This window comes from Pseudomonas sp. 43mfcvi1.1 (assembly GCF_900115935.1).
Taxonomy (GTDB): domain Bacteria; phylum Pseudomonadota; class Gammaproteobacteria; order Pseudomonadales; family Pseudomonadaceae; genus Aquipseudomonas; species Aquipseudomonas bijieensis.
Window position 1 is genome coordinate 124,445 of sequence record NZ_UETT01000001.1, and the last position, 24,177, is coordinate 148,621.

Sequence of the window (24,177 nt, forward strand, 5' to 3'; positions counted from 1 at the left end):
TCAGGAGCGGAATTCTGGCGGGTGTTCGTCCGGCAATACCTGTGCAAGGGACCTCATGAAGCAAAAGCAGACTCTCGGAACACCTCGGCTGCTGGGCATCGTCTGGCCCTTTATCGCCGTTGTGCTATTTCAGGCATTGCTTGGCGGCGTCAGTCTTTACGTGCTGTCCGCCGTTCGCGGCTACGTGGCGGGGGAGAGCCTCTGGTCCAAGGGCCAGAAAGACGCCATCTATTACCTCAATCTCTACGCCGACAGCCGTGACGAGACAATTTTTCGCAAATACCAGCAAGCCATCGCCGTCCCTGAGGGCGGCCATGAGTTGCGAGTGGCGCTGGACCGCGAACCACCGGACCTGAAAGCGGCAAGGGCGGGCATCCTCAAGGGCGGCAATCATCCGGACGATGTGTCCAGCCTGATCTGGCTTTATCTGAATTTTCGTCACTTCAGCTACCTGGAAGAAGCCATCGATCTCTGGACGGTGGGCGACGGCTACCTGATCGAGCTGGACAACGTCGCCCGGCAGATGCACGGCAGCATTAGCGCAGGCCTGGCGTCGGAGCTGGATATCCGGGGCTGGAAGGCCCAGATTTTTGCGATCAATGACTCCGTCACCCCGGCCGCCAAGGCCTTCAGCGATGCATTGGGCGAGGGTTCGCGTTTCATCCTGCGGCTCTTGCTGGTGACCAATTTCGCCACCGCCCTGGGGTTGATCGTCCTGGCGTTGTTGCGTACCCATAAACTGCTGGCCCAGCGACAAGTGTTCGCCAATGCGCTGCAGATGGAGAAAGAACGGGCGCAGATCACCCTGCAATCCATTGGCGACGGGGTCATCACCACCGACGTCGAGGGTGCCATCGCCTATATGAACCCCGCTGCCGAGGCGATGACCCATTGGAAAACCGAACACGCGACGGGCCTGCCCCTGGCCGCGCTGTTCAATTTGCTCGATGACAATGCCCAGACCGAGGGGCTGACCCTGATCGAGCACATCCTCAGCGGCCGGCTCAGCGGCGCCAGCGAGCATTCGAAACTGATCCAGCGCCTGGACGGCAGCACCGTGTCGGTCACCTTGGTGGGCGCGCCGATCCGTCATGCGGGCAAGGTCAGCGGCGCCGTGCTGGTGCTGCATGACATGACCCAGGAGCGTCAATACATCGCCAACCTGTCGTGGCAGGCCACCCATGACGCCCTGACTGGCCTGGCGAACCGCCGGGAGTTCGAGTATCGCCTCGAGCAGGCCTTGCACAACCTTACCCGCCAGGTCGGGCGCCATGCCTTGATGTTTCTCGACCTGGACCAGTTCAAGCTGGTCAACGACACCTGCGGCCATGCCGCGGGCGACGAATTGTTGCGTCATATCTGCGCCTTGCTGCAATCAGGGCTGCGGGAAAACGACACCCTGGCCCGGTTGGGCGGGGATGAGTTCGGGATCTTGCTGGAGAACTGTTCGCCGGAAGCGGCGGAAAAGATCGCCGAAGGGCTGCGCCAGACCGTGCAGAACCTGCACTTTGTCTGGAAGGGGCGGCCGTTCGTGACCACTGTGAGCATCGGCCTGGTGCATATCGCCCAGACGCCGACCACCCTGGAGGCGTCCCTGCGGGCTGCCGACATGGCCTGCTACATGGCCAAGGAAAAGGGGCGTAACCGGGTCCAGGTCTATCACGCCGACGACTCGGAGCTGTCCCTGCGTTTTGGCGAGATGGCCTGGGTCCAGCGCTTGCATATGGCCCTGGAGGAAAATCGCTTCTGCCTCTATGCCCAGGAAATCGCCGCGCTGGGGCCGGGCGATCATGGTGGCGGGCACATTGAAATCCTGCTGCGCCTGCACGATGAAGCCGGGCGGATGATCCTGCCGGACAGCTTCATTCCCGCAGCGGAACGCTATGGCCTGATGACGTCCCTGGACCGTTGGGTGGTGGAAAATGTCTTCAAGATCATTCGCCAATGCCTGAATGATTCGCGACAGGGACCCATGGCGATGTGTGCGATCAATCTGTCAGGCACTACTATCGGAGATCAGGCGTTTCTCGATTTCCTGCGTAAACAGTTTGCGGCCTACTCGATTCCGCCAGAAATGATTTGTTTTGAAATTACAGAAACCAGCGCTATTTCGAATTTGGGCAGTGCGATCCGCTTTATCAATGAACTCAAGAGCTTGGGCTGTTACTTCTCGCTGGATGACTTTTGCGCCGGAATGTCTTCATTCGCTTACCTGAAACATTTACCTGTAGACTTCCTGAAGATCGATGGGAGTTTCGTAAAGGATATGCTGGACGACCCGATTAACCGTGCAATGGTCGAGGTGATCAATCACATCGGTCACGTCATGGGTAAGCGCACGATTGCCGAGTTTGTTGAAACCGCCCAGATCGAGCAGGCATTGCTGGAGATTGGGGTGGACTACGCTCAGGGGTATGTGATCGAACGCCCGCAATTGTTTACCTGCGACACGTTGCAATGTCGGCCGGCCCGGCCCCAGCCGTTGTTATTCAAGGCCCCCGGCACGTTCCGCTGAACCTCTTGTTGATCCGGAAAATCACAATCAAAAGGAGCCCGACAGTGATCGACACATTCAACCGAACAGGCCCGCTCATGGACCCCACGAGCTATCCGAAATGGGCACAGCAGCTCATTACCGATTGCAGCGAGAGCAAGCGCCGGGTTGTCGAACACGAACTGTATCAGCGCATGCGCGACAACAAGCTCAGCGCCAAGACCATGCGCCACTACCTCATTGGTGGTTGGCCGGTCGTCGAACAGTTCGCCTTATACATGGCACAGAACCTCACCAAGACCCGCTTCGCCCGCCATCCCGGCGAGGACATGGCGCGTCGCTGGCTGATGCGTAACATTCGTGTCGAACTCAACCATGCCGACTACTGGGTGAACTGGAGCGCCGCCCATGGCGTGAGCCTGGAAGACCTGCAAGCCCAGCATGTGCCACCCGAGCTTCATGCCTTGAGCCACTGGTGCTGGCACACCAGCTCCTCGGATTCGCTGATCGTGGCCATCGCCGCGACCAACTATGCCATTGAGGGAGCGACGGGAGAGTGGTCGGCGCTGGTGTGTTCCACCGGCGTCTATGCGGCGGCTTTCGCCGAGGAAGATCGCAAGCGGGCCATGAAATGGCTGAAGATGCATGCCCAGTACGATGACGCCCATCCTTGGGAGGCCCTGGAAATCATCTGTACGCTGGCGGGGATGAATCCGAGCAAGGCCCTGCAAACGGAGCTGCGACAGGCCGTGTGCAAGAGCTACGACTACATGTACCTGTTCCTGGAGCGTTGCATGCAACTGGAGCAGTCGGAGTCCGTGGGCAAATCTTCTTCCACCCGTGAGCGCCTGGCGCTGGCCGGGAGCTGATTTCTACCGCTACAGGTAGCTGCACCCATGTGGGAGCGAGCCTGCTCGCGAAGAGGCCTGGCAGTCGACGGGGAGGTTGACGGCTAGACCACTATCGCGAGCAAGCTCGCTCCCACAGTTATTTTCAGCCTGCCATCGCCAGCCGATTGCGGCCTTCGCGCTTGGCGACGTACAGCGCGCTGTCGGCCCTGCGTAGCAGGCTTTCCGAAGACTCCCCCGGTAGCAACGTCGCGCAACCCAGGCTCACCGTCAGTTCGATCCGTGTGCCAGCGGCGAAATAATCCTGGGCCTGGGCGGCATAACGCAGCCGTTCACCGACCATGGCCGCAGCGTCGCGGCTGGTATTGGCCAGCAGAATCAGAAATTCTTCACCGCCGAACCTGAACACCATGTCCACATTGCGCAGTTGGCTCTTGATCGACTCGGCCACGGCCTTGAGCACTTCGTCGCCGACGCCATGCCCATGGCTGTCGTTGATACGCTTGAAATGATCGATGTCGAGCATCAGCAGCGACAAGGGTTGTAGATGCCGCCTGGCCATGTCGATTTCACGAACCAGGGTCTGGTCCATGGCGATGCGGTTACCGGTGCCGGTCAGCGGATCGCGCAGCGCGCTTTGAGTGGCGGCTCGATAAAGCAGCGCGTTGCGCAATGGATACAGCAATGTCGAGAGCACCGATTCCAAGTCGGCCTGTTCCGCCTCAGAGAAGCGTTGGTTGCGCCGGAATACCAACTCGCCCAAGTGTTCGCCTTCATGGCTGAGGTTGTAGCTGAGGGTGTGATGGCCCCGCTGCCCGAGTTCGAGACGCAGATCGCTGGGCTTGTGTTGATAGGCCAATGCATCCAGGGGCACCAATCGCTGAACTTCCCGGAAAAACAGGCCCAGGATGCGTTGTGGTTCCAGGCTGGTCTGCAATTGTTGGCCCAGTTGCTTGCGCAATTGCGAAAGGCTGACCGAGCGTGGCACGAGTGGCGACGGCTGGCCGAAGCCCAGGCGCTGCAACTTGGCGCTGTCGAAGTCTATCGCGTTGATCTGGGTGGGCGTTTTCATTTGGCGTTAGCCCCTAAGCTAAATCTGTCCTGCCGGGCTGGGTGATGCCGCTTAAGGTAGCGTGTCGTACTGATCCTTCAGTCCCGTAGGACATCTGATTTGAGTTTAGACCGCTTTCCCTGTCAGGCGTAAGACTCGTCTCAACGTCCGTTCCCCGCCGAACATGGCGTGTTTGAGGATATTTAGAGCGAAAGTCGTGCCATTCAGTTCATTAGAATAAAAATCTAGAGAAATCAATGAATTGATGCTTATGAGCGAGCGCCGCGCCAGCATTTGGGCGGCGTGGACTTGGCGTTTCGCCTGGCAGGCTATTGAAGGAGCCCGCGTCGCGACGGTAAATCGTCGCGACGCGGAGAAAGGCAGTTATTGCGCGTTGAAGGCTTGGCCGTTGATACCGGTACTGTCCGGGCCCATGAGGTACAGATAGACCGGCATGATCTCTTCAGGCGTCGGATTGTTGAGTGGGTTTTCCCCTGGATAGGCCTGGGCACGCATGCTGGTGCGGGTAGCGCCGGGGTTGATGCTGTTGGCGCGCACTGCGGCGACGGTATCGACTTCGTCGGCCAGGGTCTGCATCAGCCCTTCGGTGGCGAACTTGGACACGCCATAGGCGCCCCAGTACGCCCGGCCCTTGCGCCCGACGCTGCTGGAAGTGAATACCACGGAGGCGTCCTTGGACAGCTTGAGCAGGGGCAGCAAGGTGCTGGTGAGCATGAACATGGCGTTGACGTTCACATGCATCACGCGCATGAAGTTCTCGCCGGACAACTGTTCCAGCGGTGTGCGCGGGCCGATGATCGAGGCGTTGTGCAGCAGGCCGTCCAGATGACCGAACTCGGTTTCGATCATCGCCGCCAGTTCATCGTACTGATGAGGCAACGCCGTTTCGAGGTTGAACGGGATCACCGCTGGCTGCGGATGACCGGCCGCCTCGATCTCATCGTAGACCTGGGTCAGGTTGGCTTCGGTCTTGCCCAGCAACAGCACAGTGGCACCGTGGGCGGCGTAGGCTTTCGCCGCAGCGGCACCGATCCCGCGACCGGCGCCGGTGACCAGAATCACCCGGCCATTGAGCAGGTCGGGGCGGGCGGAATAATCAAACATAAAAAAACCTCAACAAGTCAATCTGTTGGCAGACGCTGTGTGGCGAGGGGATTTTCCCCGCTATGTGGGAGTAGGCTGTGGGAGCAGGGCTTGCTCGCGAACAGGCGTCGCGATTTCTGAAAGACCGCATCGCCTTCATCGCGGGCAAGCCTTGCTCCCACAAAAATCCCGTCACCACAAGAACAGTCAGATCAGCAACTGCACAACGCGTTATCCAGCACCTCGCGCAGCGCCAACGGGTGATCGATCACCACATCCGCGCCCCAGTGCCGGGGGTTGTCGTCCGGGTGGATGTAGCCGTAGGTCACCGCGCAGGTCTTGGTGCCGGCGCTGCGGCCGGACTCGATGTCCCGCAGGTCATCGCCCACGAACAACACGCTGGCCGGGTCCAGGTCGAGCAGCTTGCACGCCAGGGTCAGCGGTTCCGGGTCCGGCTTGCTGTTTTTCACGTGGTCAGGGCAGATCAGCACTTTCGAACGCTCGGCCAGGCCCAGTTGCTGCATGATCGGTTCGGCGAAACGCACCGGTTTGTTGGTGACCACGCCCCAGATCAGGTTGGCCGCTTCGATATCGGCCAGCACCTGGGCCATGCCGTCGAACAGGTGGCTGTGGACCGCGCAACCCTTGAGGTAGCGGTCGAGGAATTCCTGGCGCAGGTCCTCGAACCCCGGTGATTCCGGGTCCATGGAAAAGGTCACCGCGACCATCGCCCGGGCGCCGCCGGAAATCTCGTCGCGAATGTGCTGCGTGTTCATCGGTGGCAAGCCACGGTCGGCGCGCATGGCCTGGCAGATGGCGATGAAATCCGGCGCGGTGTCGAGCAGCGTGCCGTCCATGTCGAAAAGAACCGCTTTGAGACGCATCGACTTACTCCTCGCGCAGGGTCTGGACCATGTAGTTGACGTCAACATCGGCGGCCAGCTTGTAGTGCTTGGTCAGCGGGTTGTAGGTCAGGCCAATGATGTCCTTGACGGTCAGCCCGGCCATGCGGCTCCAGGCGCCCAGCTCGGAAGGGCGGATGAATTTCTTGAAGTCGTGGGTGCCGCGTGGCAGCAGCTTCATGATGTATTCGGCGCCGATGATGGCGAACAAGTAGGCTTTCGGGTTGCGGTTGATCGTGGAGAAGAACACCTGGCCGCCGGGCTTGACCATGCTAAAGCAAGCGCGGATGACCGAGGACGGGTCTGGCACGTGTTCGAGCATTTCCAGGCAGGTGACCACGTCGAATTGACCGGGCATTTCTTCGGCCAGGGCTTCGGCGGTGATCTGCCGGTATTCCACGTTGACGCCGGATTCCAGCTGGTGCAGTTGCGCAACCGCCAGCGGCGCTTCGCCCATGTCGATGCCCATTACCGTCGCCCCGCGCTGGGCCATGGCCTCGCTGAGGATGCCGCCGCCGCAACCGACGTCGAGGACCTTCTTGCCGGCCAGGTTGACCCGTTCGTCAATCCAGTTGACCCGCAGCGGGTTGATGTCATGCAGCGGTTTGAATTCGCTTTCACGGTCCCACCAGCGATGGGCCAGGGCTTCGAATTTGGCGATTTCGGCGTGGTCGACGTTGCTCATGTGCAGATCCTCGAAAAGCTTGGAAAATCAGGTGCCCCGAGCCGCGGCTCAAGGGGCGTGGTTATTCGTTGTGACCGCTGATGCGGCGACCCCAGGCCTGGGCCGTGGCGATCAGGCTGGATTCGTCCATGCGAGTCAGCCGGCCATCCTCCAGTAACGGCTTGCCGCCCACCCACAGGTGTTTGACGCAATCGCGACCGGTGGCATAGATCAACTGCGACACCGGGTCGTAGATCGGCTGCTGGGCCAGTCCCGACAGATCGAAGGCCACCAGGTCGGCGGCCTTGCCCACTTCCAGCGAGCCGACTGTCGCCTCGATGCCCAGCGCCCGGGCGCCATTGAGCGTGGCCATGCGCAGTGCCCGATGGGCATCCAGGGCGGTGGCCGAGCCGGCGACGGCCTTGGCCAGTAGGGCGGCGGTGCGGGTTTCGCCGAGCAGATCCAGGTCGTTGTTGCTCGCCGCGCCGTCGGTACCGAGGGCGACATTGACGCCGGCCTGCCACAGGCGCTCCACCGGGCAGAAGCCGCTGGCCAGCTTCAGGTTCGATTCGGGGCAATGAATCACGCTGCAATTGCTTTCTACCAGCAAGGCCTGGTCTTCGTCGCTGATCTGAGTCATGTGCACGGCCTGGAAGCGTGGCCCCAGCAGACCCAGTCGTCCCAGGCGCGCCATCGGCCGCTCAGCGGTGTTATCCACAGCCTGCTGTACTTCGAAGGCGGTTTCGTGGACATGCATATGAATGGCCGCGTCCAGCTCCTCGGCGATCACGCGGATTTTCTCCAGGTTCTCGTCGCCCACCGTGTAGGGCGCGTGCGGGCCGAATGCGACTTTGATTCGCGGATGGTGCTTGAGGTCGCCAAACAATTCGATGCCCTGACGAATGGCTTCGTCGGCACTGGCGGCACCGGGGATCGGAAAGTCGAGGATCGGAATGGCGATTTGCGCACGAATGCCACTGTCGTGGACGCACTCGCTGGCGACCTTGGGGTAGAAATACATGTCGGAGAAGCAAGTGATGCCGCCCTTGATCTGCTCGGCGATTGCCAGGTCGGTGCCATCGCGGACGAAATCTTCATCGACCCATTTGGCTTCAGCCGGCCAGATGTGCTGTTCGAGCCAGGTCATCAAGGGCAAGTCATCGGCCAGGCCGCGAAACAGGGTCATGGCCGCGTGGCCGTGGGCATTGATCAGGCCGGGGCTGAGCAGCATGCCGGGCAGCTCGCGGACCTGTGCGGCGTCGCACTTCAGGGCTTCGGCTCGGGGGCCGATGAACACGATGCAACCGTCGCGAATGCCCAGGCCATGGTCCTTGAGCACCACACCGGCGGGTTCGACAGGCACCAACCAGGTCGGCAGCAATAATAAGTCGAGCGCAACGGCAGGCTTGGGCATCGTGGAACGGTTCCATGGGGTATAAAGGATGGCGAAGTATACCCGAGCGTCTTCGCGGAGGGATCGCTATAATCGGCGGCTTTTGTTCATGAGTGCGGGGTGAAGGATGCGCGATCGACTATTGGCTGCGGAGAAGGTGAAAGCCATCGATTGGCGCGATGGCGTCCTGTACCTGCTGGATCAGCGTAGCTTGCCGTTCGAGGAAAACTGGATCGCTTGCACCCGTGCCGCCGATGTGGCCGAGGCCATTGGCTCGAGGGTGGTGCGCGGCGCGCCGGTCATCGGCATCAGTGCGGCCTATGGCGTCGTGCTGGCAGCGCGGACCAGGATGGCTGAGGGGGATGACTGGCAAGCGGCTCTGGAGGCTGATTTTGTCTTGCTGGCCGAGGCCCGGCCGACGGCGGCGAACCTCTTCTGGGCGCTGGACCGGATGCGCGATCGGCTGGGGCGCTTGAAAGAACACGCCGAGCCGCTGGCTGTGCTTGAGGCCGAAGCCATCGCGATCCACGAGAGTGACCGTGAAGCCAACCTGACCATGGCCCAGCTCGGTGTCGACCTGATCCGCAAGCACCAGGGCAATGCCCAGGCCATCCTGACCCATTCCAACACCGGCGCCCTGGCGACCGGCGGCTTCGGCACGGCCTTGGGGGTCATCCGTGGTGCGTATATCGAAGGCATGGTCGAGCGGGTCTATGCCGACGAAACCCGTCCATGGCTGCAGGGCTCGCGCCTGACGGCATGGGAGATGGCTCGTGAGGGCATCCCGGTGACCCTCAACGCCGATTCCGCTGCTGCCCACATCATGAAGACCAAGGGTGTGACCTGGGTGATCGTCGGTGCCGATTGCATCGCCGCCAATGGTGACGTAGCGAACAAGATCGGCACTTATCAACTGGCGGTCTGCGCCATGCACCATGGCGTACGCTTCATGGTGGTGGCGCCGAGCTCGACCATCGACATGAGCCTGGCCAGCGGGGATGACATCCCGATCGAGGAGTGTGACGGGCGCGAACTGTTGGAAATCGGTGGCAAGTGGCTCGGCGCGGATGTGGATGCCTTCAATCCGGTATTCGATGTCACCCCGGCGGACCTGATTGATGTCATCGTCACGGAAAAGGGCATCATCGAGCGCCCGGATTCCGCGAAGCTGGCGCAGCTGATGTGCCGCAAGCGGTTGCACTGAGCCGCTTGTCGTCGGGCATAGCGCTATCGCGAGCAGGCTCGCTCCCACATTGGATCGGTGTTGTGTCCTGAATCCTGGGTGCTCCAAAACTCCCTGTGGGGGCGAGCCTGCTCGCGATAGAGTCCAGAAAGTCAACAAATGCCTTGCATTTGCCCTTCAATTCTTCATCCACAGCGCTTCTGAGCCCCTCTGGTCCCATATCAGCCTGTCACCGGTCAACTAACTACGCACCATGCGCATCTGGGGGATAGGTGCGTGGCGGCTCTTGTGATAACATCCGGCGGTTTCCAGGGCTGCCTCGCGAGGTGGCCTTTACTGCGCAGATCCATGGCATAACTCGTTGATTTGTCGTAAGCCGCTGCACGGCACTTGTTCTGCAGCGGCGAGCTTCGTTCGTCCCATCTGGATGTGACGAGGTTTCACCAGAAAAAGGAATCAGGCTTCTCATGGGCGAACTGGCCAAAGAAATCCTCCCGGTCAATATCGAAGACGAGCTGAAACAGTCCTACCTCGACTACGCAATGAGCGTAATCGTCGGGCGGGCGCTGCCGGATGCGCGCGATGGCTTGAAGCCCGTGCACCGGCGCGTGCTGTTCGCGATGAGCGAACTGGGCAACGACTTCAACAAGCCGTACAAGAAATCCGCCCGTGTCGTCGGCGACGTGATCGGTAAGTATCACCCCCACGGCGACACTGCCGTGTACGACACCATCGTTCGTATGGCGCAGCCATTCTCCTTGCGCTACCTGCTGGTAGACGGCCAGGGCAACTTCGGTTCCGTGGACGGCGACAACGCCGCGGCCATGCGATACACCGAAGTGCGCATGACCAAGCTGGCCCACGAACTGCTGGCCGACCTGCACAAGGAAACCGTGGACTGGGTGCCGAACTACGACGGCACCGAAATGATCCCGGCGGTCATGCCGACCCGTATCCCGAACCTGCTGGTCAACGGCTCCAGCGGTATCGCCGTGGGCATGGCGACCAACATCCCGCCGCACAACCTCGGTGAAGTCATCGACGGTTGCCTGGCCCTCATCGACAATCCCGAGCTGACCGTCGATGAGCTGATGCAGTACATCCCGGGCCCGGACTTCCCGACCGCCGCGATCATCAATGGTCGTGCCGGCATCATCGAGGCCTACCGCACCGGTCGTGGCCGCATTTACATGCGTGCCCGTTCGACCGTCGAAGACATCGACAAGGTTGGCGGTCGCCAGCAGATCGTCATCACCGAGCTGCCGTACCAGTTGAACAAGGCCCGCCTGATCGAGAAGATCGCCGAGCTGGTGAAAGAGAAGAAGCTCGAAGGCATCACCGAGCTGCGTGACGAATCCGACAAGGACGGCATGCGCGTCGTGATCGAGTTGCGTCGTGGCGAAGTGCCTGAGGTGATCCTCAACAACCTCTACGCCCAGACCCAGCTGCAAAGCGTGTTCGGTATCAACATCGTCGCGCTGATCGACGGCCGTCCGCGGATCCTGAACCTCAAGGACCTGCTGGAAGCCTTCGTGCGTCACCGCCGCGAAGTGGTCACCCGTCGCACGGTGTTCGAACTGCGCAAGGCTCGCGAGCGTGGTCACATTCTCGAAGGCCAGGCCGTTGCCCTGTCGAACATCGACCCGGTGATCGCCTTGATCAAGGCTTCGCCAACGCCGTCGGAAGCCAAGGAAGCGCTGGTCAGCACTCCTTGGGAGTCCTCCGCGGTGGTGGCAATGGTCGAGCGCGCCGGCGCCGATTCGTGCCGCCCGGAGAACCTCGATCCGCAATACGGCCTGCGCGATGGCAAGTACTTCCTGTCCCCGGAACAGGCGCAAGCCATCCTTGAACTGCGCCTGCACCGCCTGACCGGCCTGGAGCATGAGAAGCTGCTGGCCGAATACCAGGAAATCCTCAACCAGATCGGCGAGCTGATCCGCATCCTCAATAGCGCCACGCGCCTGATGGAAGTGATCCGCGAAGAGCTGGAAGTGATCCGCGCCGAATACGGCGACGTGCGCCGCACCGAGATCCTCGATGCGCGCCTGGACCTGACCCTGGGTGACATGATCCCGGAAGAAGAGCGCGTGGTGACCATTTCCCATGGCGGCTACGCCAAGACCCAGCCGCTGGCTGCCTACCAGGCTCAGCGTCGCGGTGGCAAAGGCAAGTCGGCGACAGGCGTCAAGGACGAGGACTACATCGCTCACCTGCTGGTCGCCAACAGTCACACCACGCTGCTGCTGTTCTCCAGCAAGGGCAAGGTGTACTGGCTCAAGACCTACGAAATCCCGGAAGCGTCCCGTGCCGCCCGCGGCCGTCCGCTGGTCAACCTGCTGCCGCTGGACGATGGTGAATACATCACCACCATGTTGCCGGTGGAGGAGTACACCGAGGGTCACTACATCTTCATGGCTACCGCCAACGGCACCGTGAAGAAGACCCCGCTGGAATCCTTCAGCCGCCAGCGCAGTGTCGGCCTGATCGCACTGGAGCTGGACGAAGGCGACGTGCTGATTTCCGCTGCCATCACCGATGGCGAGCGTGAAGTGATGCTGTTCTCCGACGGTGGCAAGGTGACTCGCTTCAAGGAGTCCGATGTTCGTGCCATGGGCCGTACCGCCCGCGGTGTACGCGGCATGCGCCTGCCGGAAGGCCAGAAACTGATTTCCATGCTGATCCCTGAAGAAGGCAGCCAGATCCTCACCGCTTCGGCGCGTGGTTATGGCAAGCGCACGGCCATCAGCGAATTCCCTGAGTACAAGCGTGGCGGCCAGGGCGTGATCGCCATGGTCAGCAACGAGCGTAACGGCCGCCTGGTCGGCGCCGTCCAGGTGCTCGATGGCGAGGAGATCATGTTGATCTCCGACCAGGGCACCTTGGTGCGTACGCGAGTCGCTGAAGTGTCGAGCCTGGGCCGTAACACCCAGGGTGTGACGCTGATCAAGCTGGCCAGCGACGAAACGCTGGTAGGGCTTGAGCGGGTCCAGGAACCGTCGGAAGTCGAGGGCGAGGAGCTGGAAGGCGAGGATGGCGCGGTGTTCGACGGTGCCCTGGGCGCCGATGTCGACGATGTGACCGGCGACCAATCGCTCGACGCTGCCGCAGACGAAGAAGAACCGCAGGACTAAGCGGACACGCAGGGGGCGGATGAAGATTCGCCCCCTTGTTGTTTGTTCTGTTTGAAATTTCGTATCAAATTGCAGCTTTGTGAGAGCAAGGCTTGTGTGGGAGCAAAGCTTGTGGGAGCAAGGCTTGCCCGCGATGGCGGTAGACCAGTCAACATCAATGTTGGATGACAGTCTGCTATCGCGGGCAAGCCTTGCTCCCACACCTTTGCTCTCCCGCCCTAGGTCCACAATGCGCACCACCTGATACCGTATTAATTGCGTGAACCACCAGATCAGAGCGAGATTGGATGTGAGCAAGAGAGCCTATAACTTCTGTGCCGGCCCGGCGGCGTTGCCTGAAGCGGTCCTGAAACGTGCCCAGGGTGAACTTCTCGACTGGCATGGCAAGGGCCTGTCCGTCATGGAAATGAGCCATCGCAGCGATGAGTTCGTGTCCATTGCCACCAAGGCCGAGCAGGACCTGCGTGATCTGCTGAACATCCCGTCCAATTACAAGGTGTTGTTCCTGCAGGGCGGCGCCAGCCAGCAGTTCGCCCAGGTTCCGCTGAACCTGCTGCCGGAAAGCGGCAGCGCCGACTACATCGACACCGGTATCTGGTCGCAGAAAGCCATCGAAGAAGCTTCGCGCTACGGTCACGTCAATGTGGCGGCTACCGCCAAGCCCTACGACTACTTCGCGATTCCCGGCCAGAACGAGTGGAAGCTGTCCAAGGACGCGGCCTATGTTCACTACGCGCCGAACGAAACCATCGGTGGCCTGGAATTCAACTGGATCCCGGAAACCGGCGACGTGCCCCTGGTGGCCGATATGTCCTCGGACATTCTCTCGCGTCCTGTGGATATCTCCCGTTTCGGCATGATCTACGCCGGAGCGCAGAAGAACATCGGCCCGAGCGGCATCCTGGTCAGCATCATTCGCGAAGACCTGCTGGGTCGCGCCCGTTCCCTGTGCCCGACCATGCTCAACTACAAGGTCGCGGCCGACAACGGCTCGATGTACAACACGCCGCCGACCCTGGCCTGGTATCTGTCCGGCCTGGTGTTCGAATGGCTGAAAGAGCAGGGCGGTGTCGAAGCCATCGGCAAGCTCAACGAAGTGAAGCAGCGCACGCTATATGACTTCATCGATGCCAGCGGCCTCTACAGCAACCCGATCAACAAGACCGATCGTTCGTGGATGAACGTGCCGTTCCGCCTGGCCGATGACCGTCTGGACAAGCCGTTCCTGGTCGGTGCCGACGAACGTGGCCTGCTGAACCTCAAGGGCCATCGTTCGGTCGGTGGCATGCGCGCTTCCATCTATAACGCCGTCGACATCAACGCCGTCAATGCGCTGATCGCCTACATGGCAGAGTTCGAGAAGGAACATGGCTGATGTCTGAGCAAGAACTCAAGGCGCTGCGCCTGCGCATCGATGCCCTGGACGAAAAGGTCCTGGAGCTGATCAGCGAGCGCGCGCGCTGCGCCCAGGAAGTCGCCCGGGTGAAGATGGCTTCCCTGGCCGAAGGCGAAGTACCAGTGTTCTATCGCCCCGAGCGTGAAGCGCAGGTGCTCAAGCGTGTCATGGAGCGCAACAAGGGGCCGCTGGGCAACGAAGAGATGGCGCGTCTGTTCCGCGAAATCATGTCTTCGTGCCTGGCCCTCGAGCAGCCACTGAAGGTCGCCTACCTGGGCCCGGAAGGCACCTTCACCCAGGCTGCCGCCATGAAACACTTCGGCCACGCCGTGATCAGCAAGCCGATGGCGGCCATCGACGAAGTCTTCCGTGAAGTGGCGGCCGGGGCCGTGAATTTCGGCGTGGTGCCGGTGGAGAACTCCACCGAAGGCGCGGTCAACCACACGCTGGACAGCTTCCTCGAGCATGACATGGTGATCTGCGGCGAAGTCGAGCTGCGTATCCACCACCACCTGTTGGTCGGTGAGAACACCAAGACTGACAGCATCAGCCGGATCTATTCCCACGCCCAGTCGTTGGCCCAGTGCCGCAAGTGGCTGGACGCCCATTACCCGAACGTCGAGCGCGTGGCTGTATCGAGCAACGCCGAAGCGGCCAAGCGGGTCAAGGGCGAGTGGAACTCGGCGGCGATCGCTGGCGACATGGCGGCCGGCCTCTATGGGCTGACTCGCCTGGCCGAGAAAATCGAGGACCGCCCGGACAACTCCACGCGGTTCCTGATGATCGGCAGCCAGGAAGTGCCGCCGACCGGCGACGACAAGACCTCGATCATCGTGTCCATGAGCAACAAGCCCGGCGCGCTCCATGAACTGCTGGTGCCGTTCCATGACAACGGTATCGACCTGACGCGGATCGAGACCCGTCCGTCGCGCAGCGGTAAATGGACCTACGTGTTCTTCATCGATTTTGTCGGCCACCACCGTGATCCACTGGTAAAAGGTGTGCTGGAAAAAATCAGTCAGGAAGCAGTGGCACTCAAGGTGCTGGGTTCCTACCCCAAGGCAGTTCTTTAAGGGCGGATAGCAAATGAGTGGCAACTTCCTCGCTCTGGCTCAGCCAGGCGTGCAACAACTCTCGCCTTACGTTCCGGGCAAACCCGTGGACGAACTGGCCCGCGAGCTGGACCTGGATCCGGCCAGCATCGTCAAGTTGGCGAGCAACGAAAATCCGCTGGGTGCGAGCCCCAAGGCGCTGGCGGCGATCCGCGACGAATTGGCCGAGCTGACCCGCTACCCCGATGGCAATGGGTTTGCATTGAAAAGCCTGCTGGCCGAGCGCTGTGGCGTCGAGCTGAACCAGGTGACACTGGGCAATGGCTCCAACGACATTCTTGAGCTGGTCGCCCGTGCATACCTGGCGCCAGGTCTCAACGCTGTGTTCAGCGAACATGCGTTTGCGGTCTATCCGATTGCCACCCAGGCCGTCGGCGCCGATGCCCATGTGGTTCCGGCCAAGGATTGGGGGCACGATCTGCCGGCCATGCTGGCCGCCATCGACGTCAACACCCGGGTGGTTTTCATTGCCAACCCGAACAATCCGACCGGCACCTGGTTCGATGCCCAGGCCCTGGACGACTTCCTGCAAGACGTGCCCGCGCACGTGCTGGTGGTGCTGGACGAGGCCTACATCGAATACGCCGAAGGCAGTGATTTGCCCGATGGCCTGGATTTCCTCGCGGCCTACCCGAACCTGCTGGTTTCGCGCACGTTCTCCAAAGCCTACGGCCTGGCTTCACTACGGGTTGGCTACGGCTTGTCCACTGCTGTGGTGGCCGATGTGCTGAACCGCGTGCGCCAGCCATTCAACGTCAACAGTTTTGCCTTGGCCGCTGCTTGTGCGGCATTGCAGGATGAGGATTACCTGGCGGAAAGTCGTCGCCTGAACGCGGCCGGTATGCAGCAGTTGGAAGCGGGGTTGCTTGAGCTGGGCTTGGGCTGGATTCCATCCAAAGGCAATTTCATCTGCGTCGACCTGGGGCGTGTCGCCGCACCGGTGTACCAGGGGTTGTTGCGCGAAGGCGTGATCGTGCGTCCGGTGGCCAATTACGGCATGCCGAACCACTTGCGCATCACCATTGGCCTGCCAGCGGAAAACAGCCGTTTCCTTGAGGCGTTGAGCAAGGCCCTGGTTCGTGGTTGATGTCACCTCGCTGCAACCTGCTGCCCCTATGATCGGTCGCCTGGTGGTGGTTGGCCTGGGGTTGATCGGTGGTTCGTTCGCCAAGGGCTTGCGTGAAAGCGGCCTGTGCCGCGAAGTGGTCGGTGTCGACCTGGATCCGCAGTCGCGCAAGCTGGCCGTGGAGCTGGGTGTGGTCGATCGCTGCGAGGATGACCTGGCGATCGCCTGCCAGGGCGCGGACGTGATCCAGCTGGCGGTGCCGATCCTGGCCATGGAAAAGCTGCTGGCGCGCCTGGCGACCATGAACCTGGGGCAAGCGATTCTGACCGACGTTGGCAGCGCCAAGGGTAATGTCGTGCGCGCGGCTACCGAGGCTTTCGGCGGAATGCCGGCGCGTTTCGTGCCCGGTCATCCGATTGCCGGTTCCGAGCAGAGCGGGGTGGAAGCCTCCAACGCCGAACTGTTTCGTCGTCACAAAGTGATCCTCACGCCGCTGGACCAGACGGATCCAGCCGCGCTGGCGGTGGTTGACCGTTTGTGGCGCGAACTGGGCGCCGATGTCGAGCACATGCAGGTCGAGCGTCATGATGAAGTGTTGGCCGCTACCAGCCATTTGCCGCACCTGTTGGCGTTCGGCCTGGTGGATTCGTTGGCCAAACGCAATGAAAATCTTGAGATCTTCCGTTACGCTGCCGGCGGTTTCCGCGATTTCACGAGAATCGCTGGAAGCGACCCGGTCATGTGGCACGACATCTTCCTCGCCAACCGCGAAGCTGTCTTGCGCACACTCGATACATTTCGCAGCGATCTCGACGCCTTGCGCGACGCGGTCGATGCAGGGGACGGGCACCAATTGCTGGGCGTTTTCACGCGCGCCAGGGTGGCCCGCGAGCATTTCAGTAAAATCCTGGCCCGTCGGGCCTATGTGGACGCTATGAACTCCAATGATCTGATTTTCCTGGCACAACCTGGTGGCTCCCTGAGTGGGCGTATTCGTGTACCGGGCGATAAATCGATTTCCCACCGTTCGATCATGCTCGGCTCCCTGGCCGAAGGCGTGACCGAGGTGGAAGGCTTCCTCGAGGGCGAAGATGCCCTGGCGACGTTGCAAGCGTTTCGCGATATGGGCGTGGTCATCGAAGGCCCGCACCACGGCCGCGTGACCATCCATGGTGTCGGCCTGCACGGCCTCAAGCCTGCCCCGGGGCCGATCTACCTGGGTAACTCCGGGACCTCGATGCGCCTGTTGTCCGGCCTGCTGGCCGCCCAGGACTTCGACAGCACCCTGACCGGCGACGCCTCGCTGTCCAAGCGCCCGATGAATCGCGTCGCCAACCCGTTGCGGGAAATGGGCGCGGTCATCGAGACGGCCGCCGACGGTCGTCCGCCGATGACCATTCGCGGTGGCCACAAGCTCAAGGGCCTGACCTACACCATGCCGATGGCCAGTGCCCAGGTGAAATCCTGTCTGCTGCTGGCCGGCCTCTATGCCGAAGGCAAGACCACCGTCACCGAACCGGCTCCGACCCGCGACCACACCGAGCGCATGCTGCGCGGCTTCGGCTATCCAGTCACTGTCGATGGCGCCACGGCGTCCGTCGAGTCTGGCAGCAAGCTGTCCGCGACCCACATCGAAGTGCCGGGCGATATCTCCTCGTCCGCCTTCTTCCTGGTGGCCGCTTCGATTGCCGAAGGCTCCGACCTGGTGCTCGAACACGTCGGCATCAATCCGACCCGTACTGGCGTGATCGACATCCTGCGCCTGATGGGTGCCGACATCACGCTGGAAAATCAGCGTGAAGTCGGCGGCGAGCCAGTAGCGGACTTGCACGTACGAGCAGCTAAACTCAAGGGTATCAAGATTCCCGAGGCGTTGGTCCCACTGGCTATCGACGAATTCCCGGTGCTGTTCGTGGCGGCCGCCTGTGCAGAAGGGCGCACTGTGTTGACTGGCGCCGAAGAGCTGCGGGTCAAGGAATCGGATCGTATCCAGGTGATGGCTGATGGCTTGCTCGCCCTGGGCGTCAAGTGCCAGCCAACGCCGGACGGCATCATCATCGACGGCGGCCAGATCGGCGGCGGCGAAGTCCATGGCCACGGCGATCACCGTATCGCCATGGCCTTCAGTGTTGCGTCTTTGCGCGCCAGTGCGCCGATTCGCATCCATGATTGCGCCAACGTCGCGACGTCGTTCCCGAACTTCCTGGCGCTGTGCGCACAGGTCGGTATCCGAGTAGCGCAAGAGGCACAGTCGTGAACATCAAGGCACCGGTCATCACCATCGATGGCCCAAGCGGTTCGGGCAAGGGCACCGTCGCCGGAATCCTGGCCAGGCAGTTGGGCTGGAACCTGCTCGATTCGGGTGCCTTGTACCGTCTGCTGGCATTCGCCGCCGCCAACCATGGCGTCGACTTGACCAATGAAGAGTTGCTCAAGGCATTGGCGGCTCATCTGGACGTGCAATTCATCGCGGCGACCGACGGTCAGCTCCAGCGCATCATTCTGGAGGGTGACGAAGTCAGCGACGTCATCCGTACCGAAAGCGTGGGCGCCGGGGCCTCCCAGGTCGCCGCGCTGCCGGCGGTGCGCGAAGCCCTGCTGCAACGCCAGCGCGCCTTCCAGGAGCCTCCGGGGCTGGTGGCCGATGGTCGCGACATGGGCACTGTGGTATTTCCCGACGCGTCGCTGAAGATTTTCCTCACCGCCAGTGCGGAGGAGCGGGCGCGTCGCCGATATTTGCAGTTGAAGGGCAAAGGCGAGGATGTTAGTCTGTCGAGTCTGCTAGATGAGATCCGTGCACGCGATGAGCGTGACACCCAGCGCGCAGTGGCCCCGCTCAAACCGGCGGCCGATGCGATACAGCTGGATTCCACGGAGTTGTCCATCGATCAGGTGTTGCAACGCATCATGAGCGAGATCGCCATTCGCGATATCGCCGGGTGACCAGGAAGCTCCGCAGGGGACCAGTCATAGTCCTGCGGTGCTTCTTTTATATGAAACTAACCCACACCGTCTGGGGTGTGGAGGCGGGCGTATTCTTCGCCCTAATCAACAGGAATTAAAATGAGCGAAAGCTTTGCGGAACTCTTTGAAGAAAGCTTGAAAACCCTGAACCTTCAGGCAGGCTCCATCATCACCGGCGTTATCGTTGATATCGATTACCAAGCTCGCTGGGTAACCGTTCACGCTGGTCTGAAGTCTGAAGCACTCATCCCGCTTGAGCAGTTCTACAACGACGCTGGCGAACTGAACATCAATGTTGGTGATGAAGTTCACGTTGCGCTGGACTCGGTTGAAGATGGTTTCGGTGAAACCAAGCTGTCCCGTGAAAAAGCCAAGCGCGCTGAATGCTGGATCGTTCTGGAAGCGGCCTTCGCAGCTGAGGAAGTGGTCAAGGGCGTTATCAACGGTAAGGTTAAAGGCGGCTTCACTGTCGACGTTAACGGCATCCGTGCGTTCCTGCCAGGTTCCCTGGTTGACGTCCGTCCAGTGCGCGACACCACGCACCTGGAAGGCAAAGAGCTGGAATTCAAGGTCATCAAGCTGGACCAGAAGCGCAACAACGTTGTCGTTTCCCGTCGCAGTGTCCTGGAAGCCGAGAACTCCGCCGAGCGTGAAGCTCTGCTGGAATCGCTGCAGGAAGGCCAGCAGGTCAAGGGTATCGTCAAGAACCTCACCGATTACGGCGCATTCGTCGATCTGGGTGGCGTCGATGGCCTGCTGCACATCACCGACATGGCCTGGAAGCGTATCAAGCATCCTTCGGAAATCGTCAACGTTGGCGACGAGATCGATGTCAAGGTTCTGAAGTACGATCGCGAGCGCAATCGTGTTTCCCTGGGCCTGAAGCAACTGGGCGAAGACCCATGGGTTGCTATCAAAGCCCGTTACCCAGAAGGCACCCGCGTCACCGCTCGTGTTACCAACCTGACCGACTACGGCTGCTTCGCTGAGCTGGAAGAAGGCGTTGAAGGCCTGGTACACGTTTCCGAAATGGACTGGACCAACAAGAACATCCACCCTTCGAAAGTCGTACAAGTCGGCGACGAAGTGGAAGTCATGGTTCTGGACATCGACGAAGAGCGTCGTCGTATCTCCCTCGGCATCAAGCAGTGCAAGTCCAACCCATGGGAAGACTTCTCTGGCCAGTTCAACAAGGGCGATAAAATCTCCGGCACCATCAAGTCGATCACCGATTTCGGTATCTTCATTGGTCTGGACGGCGGCATCGACGGCCTGGTTCACCTGTCCGACATCTCCTGGAACGAAGTGGGCGAAGAAGCCGTACGTCGTTTCAAGAAGGGCGACGAGCTGGACACCGTTATCCTGTCGGTTGACCCAGAGCGCGAGCGCATCTCCCTGGGTATCAAGCAACTGGAAAGCGATCCGTTCTCCGAGTACGTTCAAGAGAACGACAAAGGCGCAATCGTTAAGGGCATCGTGAAGGAAGTTGACGCCAAAGGCGCCATCATCACCCTGGCCGACGATATCGAAGCGACTCTGAAAGCCTCCGAAATCAGCCGTGACCGCGTTGAAGACGCGCGCAACGTGCTGAAAGAAGGCGAAGAAGTAGAAGCCAAGATCATCAGCGTTGACCGCAAGAGCCGCGTAATCCAGCTCTCCATCAAGTCGAAAGATGATGCTGAAGAGAAAGAAGCAATCCAGAGCCTGCGCGACAAGCCAGCTGCTGACATTGCTGCTGGTCCTACCACTCTGGGCGACCTGTTGCGTGCACAAATGGAAAAACAGAACTGAGTTCTGTCAGACCATAGAAAAAGGGCGACTTCGGTCGCCCTTTTTTGTGGGCGCAATATCTACAAGCGCTCTGCTCCCTATAAGCCGTTGTCGATGGTGGAGTTCATTCGGGGCGTTGCGAAACCAACCTTGCAACCAAGGTGTCTCTTTTATGAAGCAGATCACTAATCCAATCAGGGCCAGGCTCTGATTTGTATAAATGATCGATCCGGGTCTCTGTCTAAAGGAACTGAATGAACAGGCTCTTTTTGGTGTTGGGTGTCTTGGTATTGGCGGGTTGCTCTACGAGCGCCAAGACTCATGCAGTGCGTGGAGTCAGCGGTATCGAGGTCGACTGTTCAGGATTGGGCTCTGGCTGGGAGAAGTGCCATAAGAGGGCTGCAAGGGAGTGCAAGGGTGCTGGCTACAAGGTCATTACCCGATCAGACGATGCCAGGGATGATGATCAGTACCCTTTTGGTTTCAATCCCGCTGGCTATCTGACTCGCACGATGCTGGTCATCTGTCGATAGCTTGAGAAAATCTCCCTGTCTGCATGGAAAGAGGCGATAAGGGAGCAAAGAAGAATGTCAATACTTGGGCTGTTCAAATCCCTCCGGTCATGCTAAAACCTTTTCAAGCGATTTTCCTAGCTGCTTGAAAAAGAAGGGAAAAATATGACGAAGTCGGAGTTGATCGAACGAATTGTCACCCATCAAGGGCTACTCTCATCCAAGGATGTGGAGCTGGCCATCAAGACCATGCTTGAACAAATGTCCCAGTGCCTGGCGACGGGGGATCGTATTGAAATCCGTGGTTTTGGCAGCTTTTCCCTGCATTACCGAGCCCCGCGGGTAGGTCGTAATCCGAAGACCGGCCAGTCTGTCAGTCTTGACGGAAAGTTTGTTCCTCATTTCAAACCTGGTAAGGAGCTTAGGGATCGTGTGAATGAGGAGGAGGGGGATGAGCTCTGACGGAGCGCTAAAACAAAGGAATTCTCATGCGGAACTTTAAACGTCTAGCCCTTGTCGTACTTGCGCTGCTCGTGGCCTCGGCTATCGTCCTGTTCGTGCTTGAAAACAACCAGCCTGTCGCACTCCTGTTTCTGGGTTGGTCAGCTCCGCAGCTTCCTGTCTCGGTTTTCGTGATCCTGGCGCTTCTCGCTGGTATGATGATCGGGCCGTCGCTTGCGTGGTTCGTGAGAATGCGAAGACGACCGAAATAATGGATGTGTGGGCCCAGTAGTCTTGGTGTAAGGATCACGGCCAATAATTTTTTCTGACTTTGGGTGCGTTTTGTTCAAATTTAACTTGATTCAGTTTATCGCTGTGCCCGTCTTGCCTTTTAGAGAGTTGGATGTGTCTGCAGACGCAATGCCAAAAAAAGGAGGCGGGGTCGCCCATGCCAAATAATCGTATTGAAACCCAGAGTGCCAATGAGGTCGATCTGATCGCACTTGCGCGCGGACTATGGGGGCAAAAATGGTTGATCCTCGCAGTCACCTTATTGGTTACCGCGGGTGCAGCTGCTTACGCGTATCTCAGTAAACCGGTTTATCAAGCCCAGCTTTTTATCATGCCTCCTACTCAGAACGGCATCGCTGAACTGAACTATGGTCGAGGGAAAAGCACTGAGCTGGACCCTTATTCCATCAAGCATGTCTATGACGTATTTGCCCGAAATCTACAGGGTGAATCTCTTCGTCAGACATTTTTCAATGAGGTTTATCTTCCTTCACTCGATGAGTCCCAGCGAACGGGGGCGCTCGACCGCTTATACGAGCGTTTCTCTCGAGAGCTAGTGATAAAGGGGGCTGGTAAAGATACGCCGGACCGCTATTCGGTAACGGTTCAGAGTGGAGATCCCGTTCGAGCTACAGAGTGGGCAAAGGCTTATGTGGCACGCGCCAGTGAAGCGGCTGAGGCAGAGCTGATCAAGAACGTCACTGCTGAGGCTGCGGTAAGGGCTCGCAATCTGGAGCAGCGTATTGTCGGTTTGCGCGAGACCGCGCAGCGAGTACGTGAGGATAGGATTCAGCAGTTGCGCGAAGCATTGAAGATCGCCGAAGCAATTGGTCTCACCAGTCCAAGTATAAACTCCACGGCAGCTGTTGATATCACAGTAGAAACGGGTAATAAAATGGATTACCAGCGAGGCAGCAAAGCCTTGGCTGCGGAAGTGAAAGCGCTGGAGTCGAGAGCTTCTGACGATGCCTTCATATCGGATTTGCGTTCGCTCCAAATGCGATACAGTTTTTACCGCAAGTTGGATATTGATCCAGAAAGCATTTCGGTTTATCGGCAAGATGGTAGCGTTGAGGTGCCGCAAAGCCCGATTAAACCAAGAAAGGCTTTGATTTTGTTGTTGGGTATTATTGCTGGTGGAATGCTGGGTAGCTTCATGGCGTTAATTCGATTTGCGGTTATCCGGAGTAGAGAGCAGCAATTGCAAAATTGAGATGATCTGCTTCTCAATTCTAGAATACTTTTGCAGTTTTTAGAGAGGGCTCCGGGTGATTGTTTAAGCCCGTCTTTATGAGGATCATCTTCGTAAAGGCGGGTTTTTTATTGGTGTAAGAAATAACTCTAAGTGACTGGTGGTTTTAAATTAGACAGAGGGCTGTCGGTACGATTGAAGTGCAGGGTTTTAATATGCTCCGAAGCCCCGGGTGTTGTAGTCAGGAGGTGCACCACCGGAGCGAGTCTCAATGATTGGATGTCATAATGATGGCAAAATTCGAGCCGGTCAACTGAAGCAAGCTCTGAAAAAGCTAGCCAGAACTCAGTAAAGTGCAATCTAGGAAAGCCATTTTGCTACACAACAGGCATAATGGCGGTTTGGGCCGGGCTGGTCGTGTCGCTCAGAAGTCGATAGCAACAGGCCTATGGTGTATTGAAGTTTGCGCATGGTGGGTACATCTGGAGAGCCGGGCGGGGTAGGCGCCGGAGGTGCTGCTCTGCAACGAGTTTCGGCAAGAGTTGAAGTGAAAGCGTCCAGCACCCGTTCGGCGGGCTGAGGCGGAGGTTTACCAGTTGTGCAATGGTAAGGGTCAGGCGGATTCAGCCCTGATTCATAGCTCTGATGAATTAGATGATTTTG

At 59.5% G+C, this 24,177-nt stretch carries 19 protein-coding genes; 14 read left to right on the plus strand and 5 right to left on the minus strand.

Going from position 1 to position 24,177, the window contains the following annotated elements; all coding sequences use genetic code 11:
- Positions 1-55: 55 nt before the first annotated feature.
- Together DTP52_RS00570 and DTP52_RS00575 are read left to right on the plus strand one after the other, a co-directional pair.
- Positions 56-2,515: an EAL domain-containing protein gene (locus DTP52_RS00570; RefSeq protein ID WP_109751388.1), complete on the plus strand. Its 2,460-nt coding sequence runs from the start codon at positions 56-58 to the stop codon at positions 2,513-2,515.
- Positions 2,516-2,592: 77 nt separating this feature from the next.
- Complete coding sequence (locus tag DTP52_RS00575; RefSeq protein WP_269154684.1) at positions 2,593-3,363, plus strand: iron-containing redox enzyme family protein; 771 nt, start codon at positions 2,593-2,595, stop codon at positions 3,361-3,363.
- Positions 3,364-3,487: 124 nt separating this feature from the next.
- Here DTP52_RS00575 and DTP52_RS00580 read toward each other — a convergent pair whose 3' ends face one another.
- From DTP52_RS00580 to DTP52_RS00600, 5 genes are all read right to left on the minus strand, one after another.
- On the minus strand, positions 3,488-4,414 hold the full coding sequence (locus DTP52_RS00580; protein ID WP_109751390.1) for a GGDEF domain-containing protein: 927 nt from the start codon (positions 4,412-4,414) through the stop codon (positions 3,488-3,490).
- A gap of 363 nt (positions 4,415-4,777) precedes the next feature.
- Positions 4,778-5,518, minus strand: a complete 741-nt coding sequence (locus tag DTP52_RS00585; protein WP_109751391.1) for a YciK family oxidoreductase — start codon at positions 5,516-5,518, stop codon at positions 4,778-4,780.
- A 191-nt stretch (positions 5,519-5,709) separates the two neighbouring features.
- Positions 5,710-6,381, minus strand: a complete 672-nt coding sequence (mupP, locus tag DTP52_RS00590; RefSeq protein WP_109751392.1) for an N-acetylmuramic acid 6-phosphate phosphatase MupP — start codon at positions 6,379-6,381, stop codon at positions 5,710-5,712.
- A gap of 4 nt (positions 6,382-6,385) precedes the next feature.
- On the minus strand, positions 6,386-7,084 hold the full coding sequence (ubiG, locus tag DTP52_RS00595; RefSeq protein WP_109751393.1) for a bifunctional 2-polyprenyl-6-hydroxyphenol methylase/3-demethylubiquinol 3-O-methyltransferase UbiG: 699 nt from the start codon (positions 7,082-7,084) through the stop codon (positions 6,386-6,388).
- A 61-nt stretch (positions 7,085-7,145) separates the two neighbouring features.
- On the minus strand, positions 7,146-8,477 hold the full coding sequence (locus DTP52_RS00600) for a TRZ/ATZ family hydrolase (protein WP_109751394.1): 1,332 nt from the start codon (positions 8,475-8,477) through the stop codon (positions 7,146-7,148).
- A gap of 106 nt (positions 8,478-8,583) precedes the next feature.
- Here DTP52_RS00600 and mtnA point away from each other — a divergent pair, with 106 nt between their 5' ends.
- From mtnA to DTP52_RS00660, 12 genes are all read left to right on the plus strand, one after another.
- Positions 8,584-9,660, plus strand: coding sequence for an S-methyl-5-thioribose-1-phosphate isomerase (mtnA, locus tag DTP52_RS00605; RefSeq protein ID WP_109751395.1), 1,077 nt, complete (start codon positions 8,584-8,586; stop codon positions 9,658-9,660).
- Positions 9,661-10,106: 446 nt separating this feature from the next.
- Complete coding sequence (gene gyrA / locus DTP52_RS00610) at positions 10,107-12,770, plus strand: DNA gyrase subunit A (protein ID WP_109751396.1); 2,664 nt, start codon at positions 10,107-10,109, stop codon at positions 12,768-12,770.
- A 289-nt stretch (positions 12,771-13,059) separates the two neighbouring features.
- Positions 13,060-14,145, plus strand: coding sequence for a 3-phosphoserine/phosphohydroxythreonine transaminase (gene serC, locus DTP52_RS00615; RefSeq protein WP_109751397.1), 1,086 nt, complete (start codon positions 13,060-13,062; stop codon positions 14,143-14,145).
- A complete protein-coding gene (gene pheA / locus DTP52_RS00620; protein ID WP_003199233.1) occupies positions 14,145-15,239 on the plus strand; it encodes a prephenate dehydratase in 1,095 nt (364 codons plus the stop codon). The genes serC and pheA overlap by 1 nt, the downstream gene beginning before the upstream one ends.
- 13 nt (positions 15,240-15,252) lie before the next feature.
- On the plus strand, positions 15,253-16,365 hold the full coding sequence (gene hisC, locus DTP52_RS00625) for a histidinol-phosphate transaminase (RefSeq protein ID WP_109751398.1): 1,113 nt from the start codon (positions 15,253-15,255) through the stop codon (positions 16,363-16,365).
- A gap of 28 nt (positions 16,366-16,393) precedes the next feature.
- Complete coding sequence (locus DTP52_RS00630; RefSeq protein WP_249411859.1) at positions 16,394-18,601, plus strand: bifunctional prephenate dehydrogenase/3-phosphoshikimate 1-carboxyvinyltransferase; 2,208 nt, start codon at positions 16,394-16,396, stop codon at positions 18,599-18,601.
- Positions 18,598-19,287, plus strand: coding sequence for a (d)CMP kinase (gene cmk, locus DTP52_RS00635; RefSeq protein WP_109751400.1), 690 nt, complete (start codon positions 18,598-18,600; stop codon positions 19,285-19,287). The genes DTP52_RS00630 and cmk overlap by 4 nt, the downstream gene beginning before the upstream one ends.
- 120 nt (positions 19,288-19,407) lie before the next feature.
- Positions 19,408-21,099 (plus strand): 30S ribosomal protein S1, encoded by a 1,692-nt coding sequence (rpsA, locus tag DTP52_RS00640; RefSeq protein ID WP_053120388.1) that lies wholly within the window; start codon positions 19,408-19,410, stop codon positions 21,097-21,099.
- A 233-nt stretch (positions 21,100-21,332) separates the two neighbouring features.
- Positions 21,333-21,611: a hypothetical protein gene (locus DTP52_RS00645; protein ID WP_109751401.1), complete on the plus strand. Its 279-nt coding sequence runs from the start codon at positions 21,333-21,335 to the stop codon at positions 21,609-21,611.
- A gap of 144 nt (positions 21,612-21,755) precedes the next feature.
- Positions 21,756-22,052, plus strand: a complete 297-nt coding sequence (ihfB, locus tag DTP52_RS00650) for an integration host factor subunit beta (RefSeq protein WP_003199243.1) — start codon at positions 21,756-21,758, stop codon at positions 22,050-22,052.
- A 26-nt stretch (positions 22,053-22,078) separates the two neighbouring features.
- The gene (locus DTP52_RS00655; protein WP_025569829.1) at positions 22,079-22,303 is read left to right on the plus strand and encodes a lipopolysaccharide assembly protein LapA domain-containing protein; all 225 of its coding nucleotides are present in this window, start codon (positions 22,079-22,081) and stop codon (positions 22,301-22,303) included.
- A 176-nt stretch (positions 22,304-22,479) separates the two neighbouring features.
- The gene (locus DTP52_RS00660; RefSeq protein ID WP_109751402.1) at positions 22,480-23,535 is read left to right on the plus strand and encodes an LPS O-antigen chain length determinant protein WzzB; all 1,056 of its coding nucleotides are present in this window, start codon (positions 22,480-22,482) and stop codon (positions 23,533-23,535) included.
- Positions 23,536-24,177: the final 642 nt, after the last annotated feature.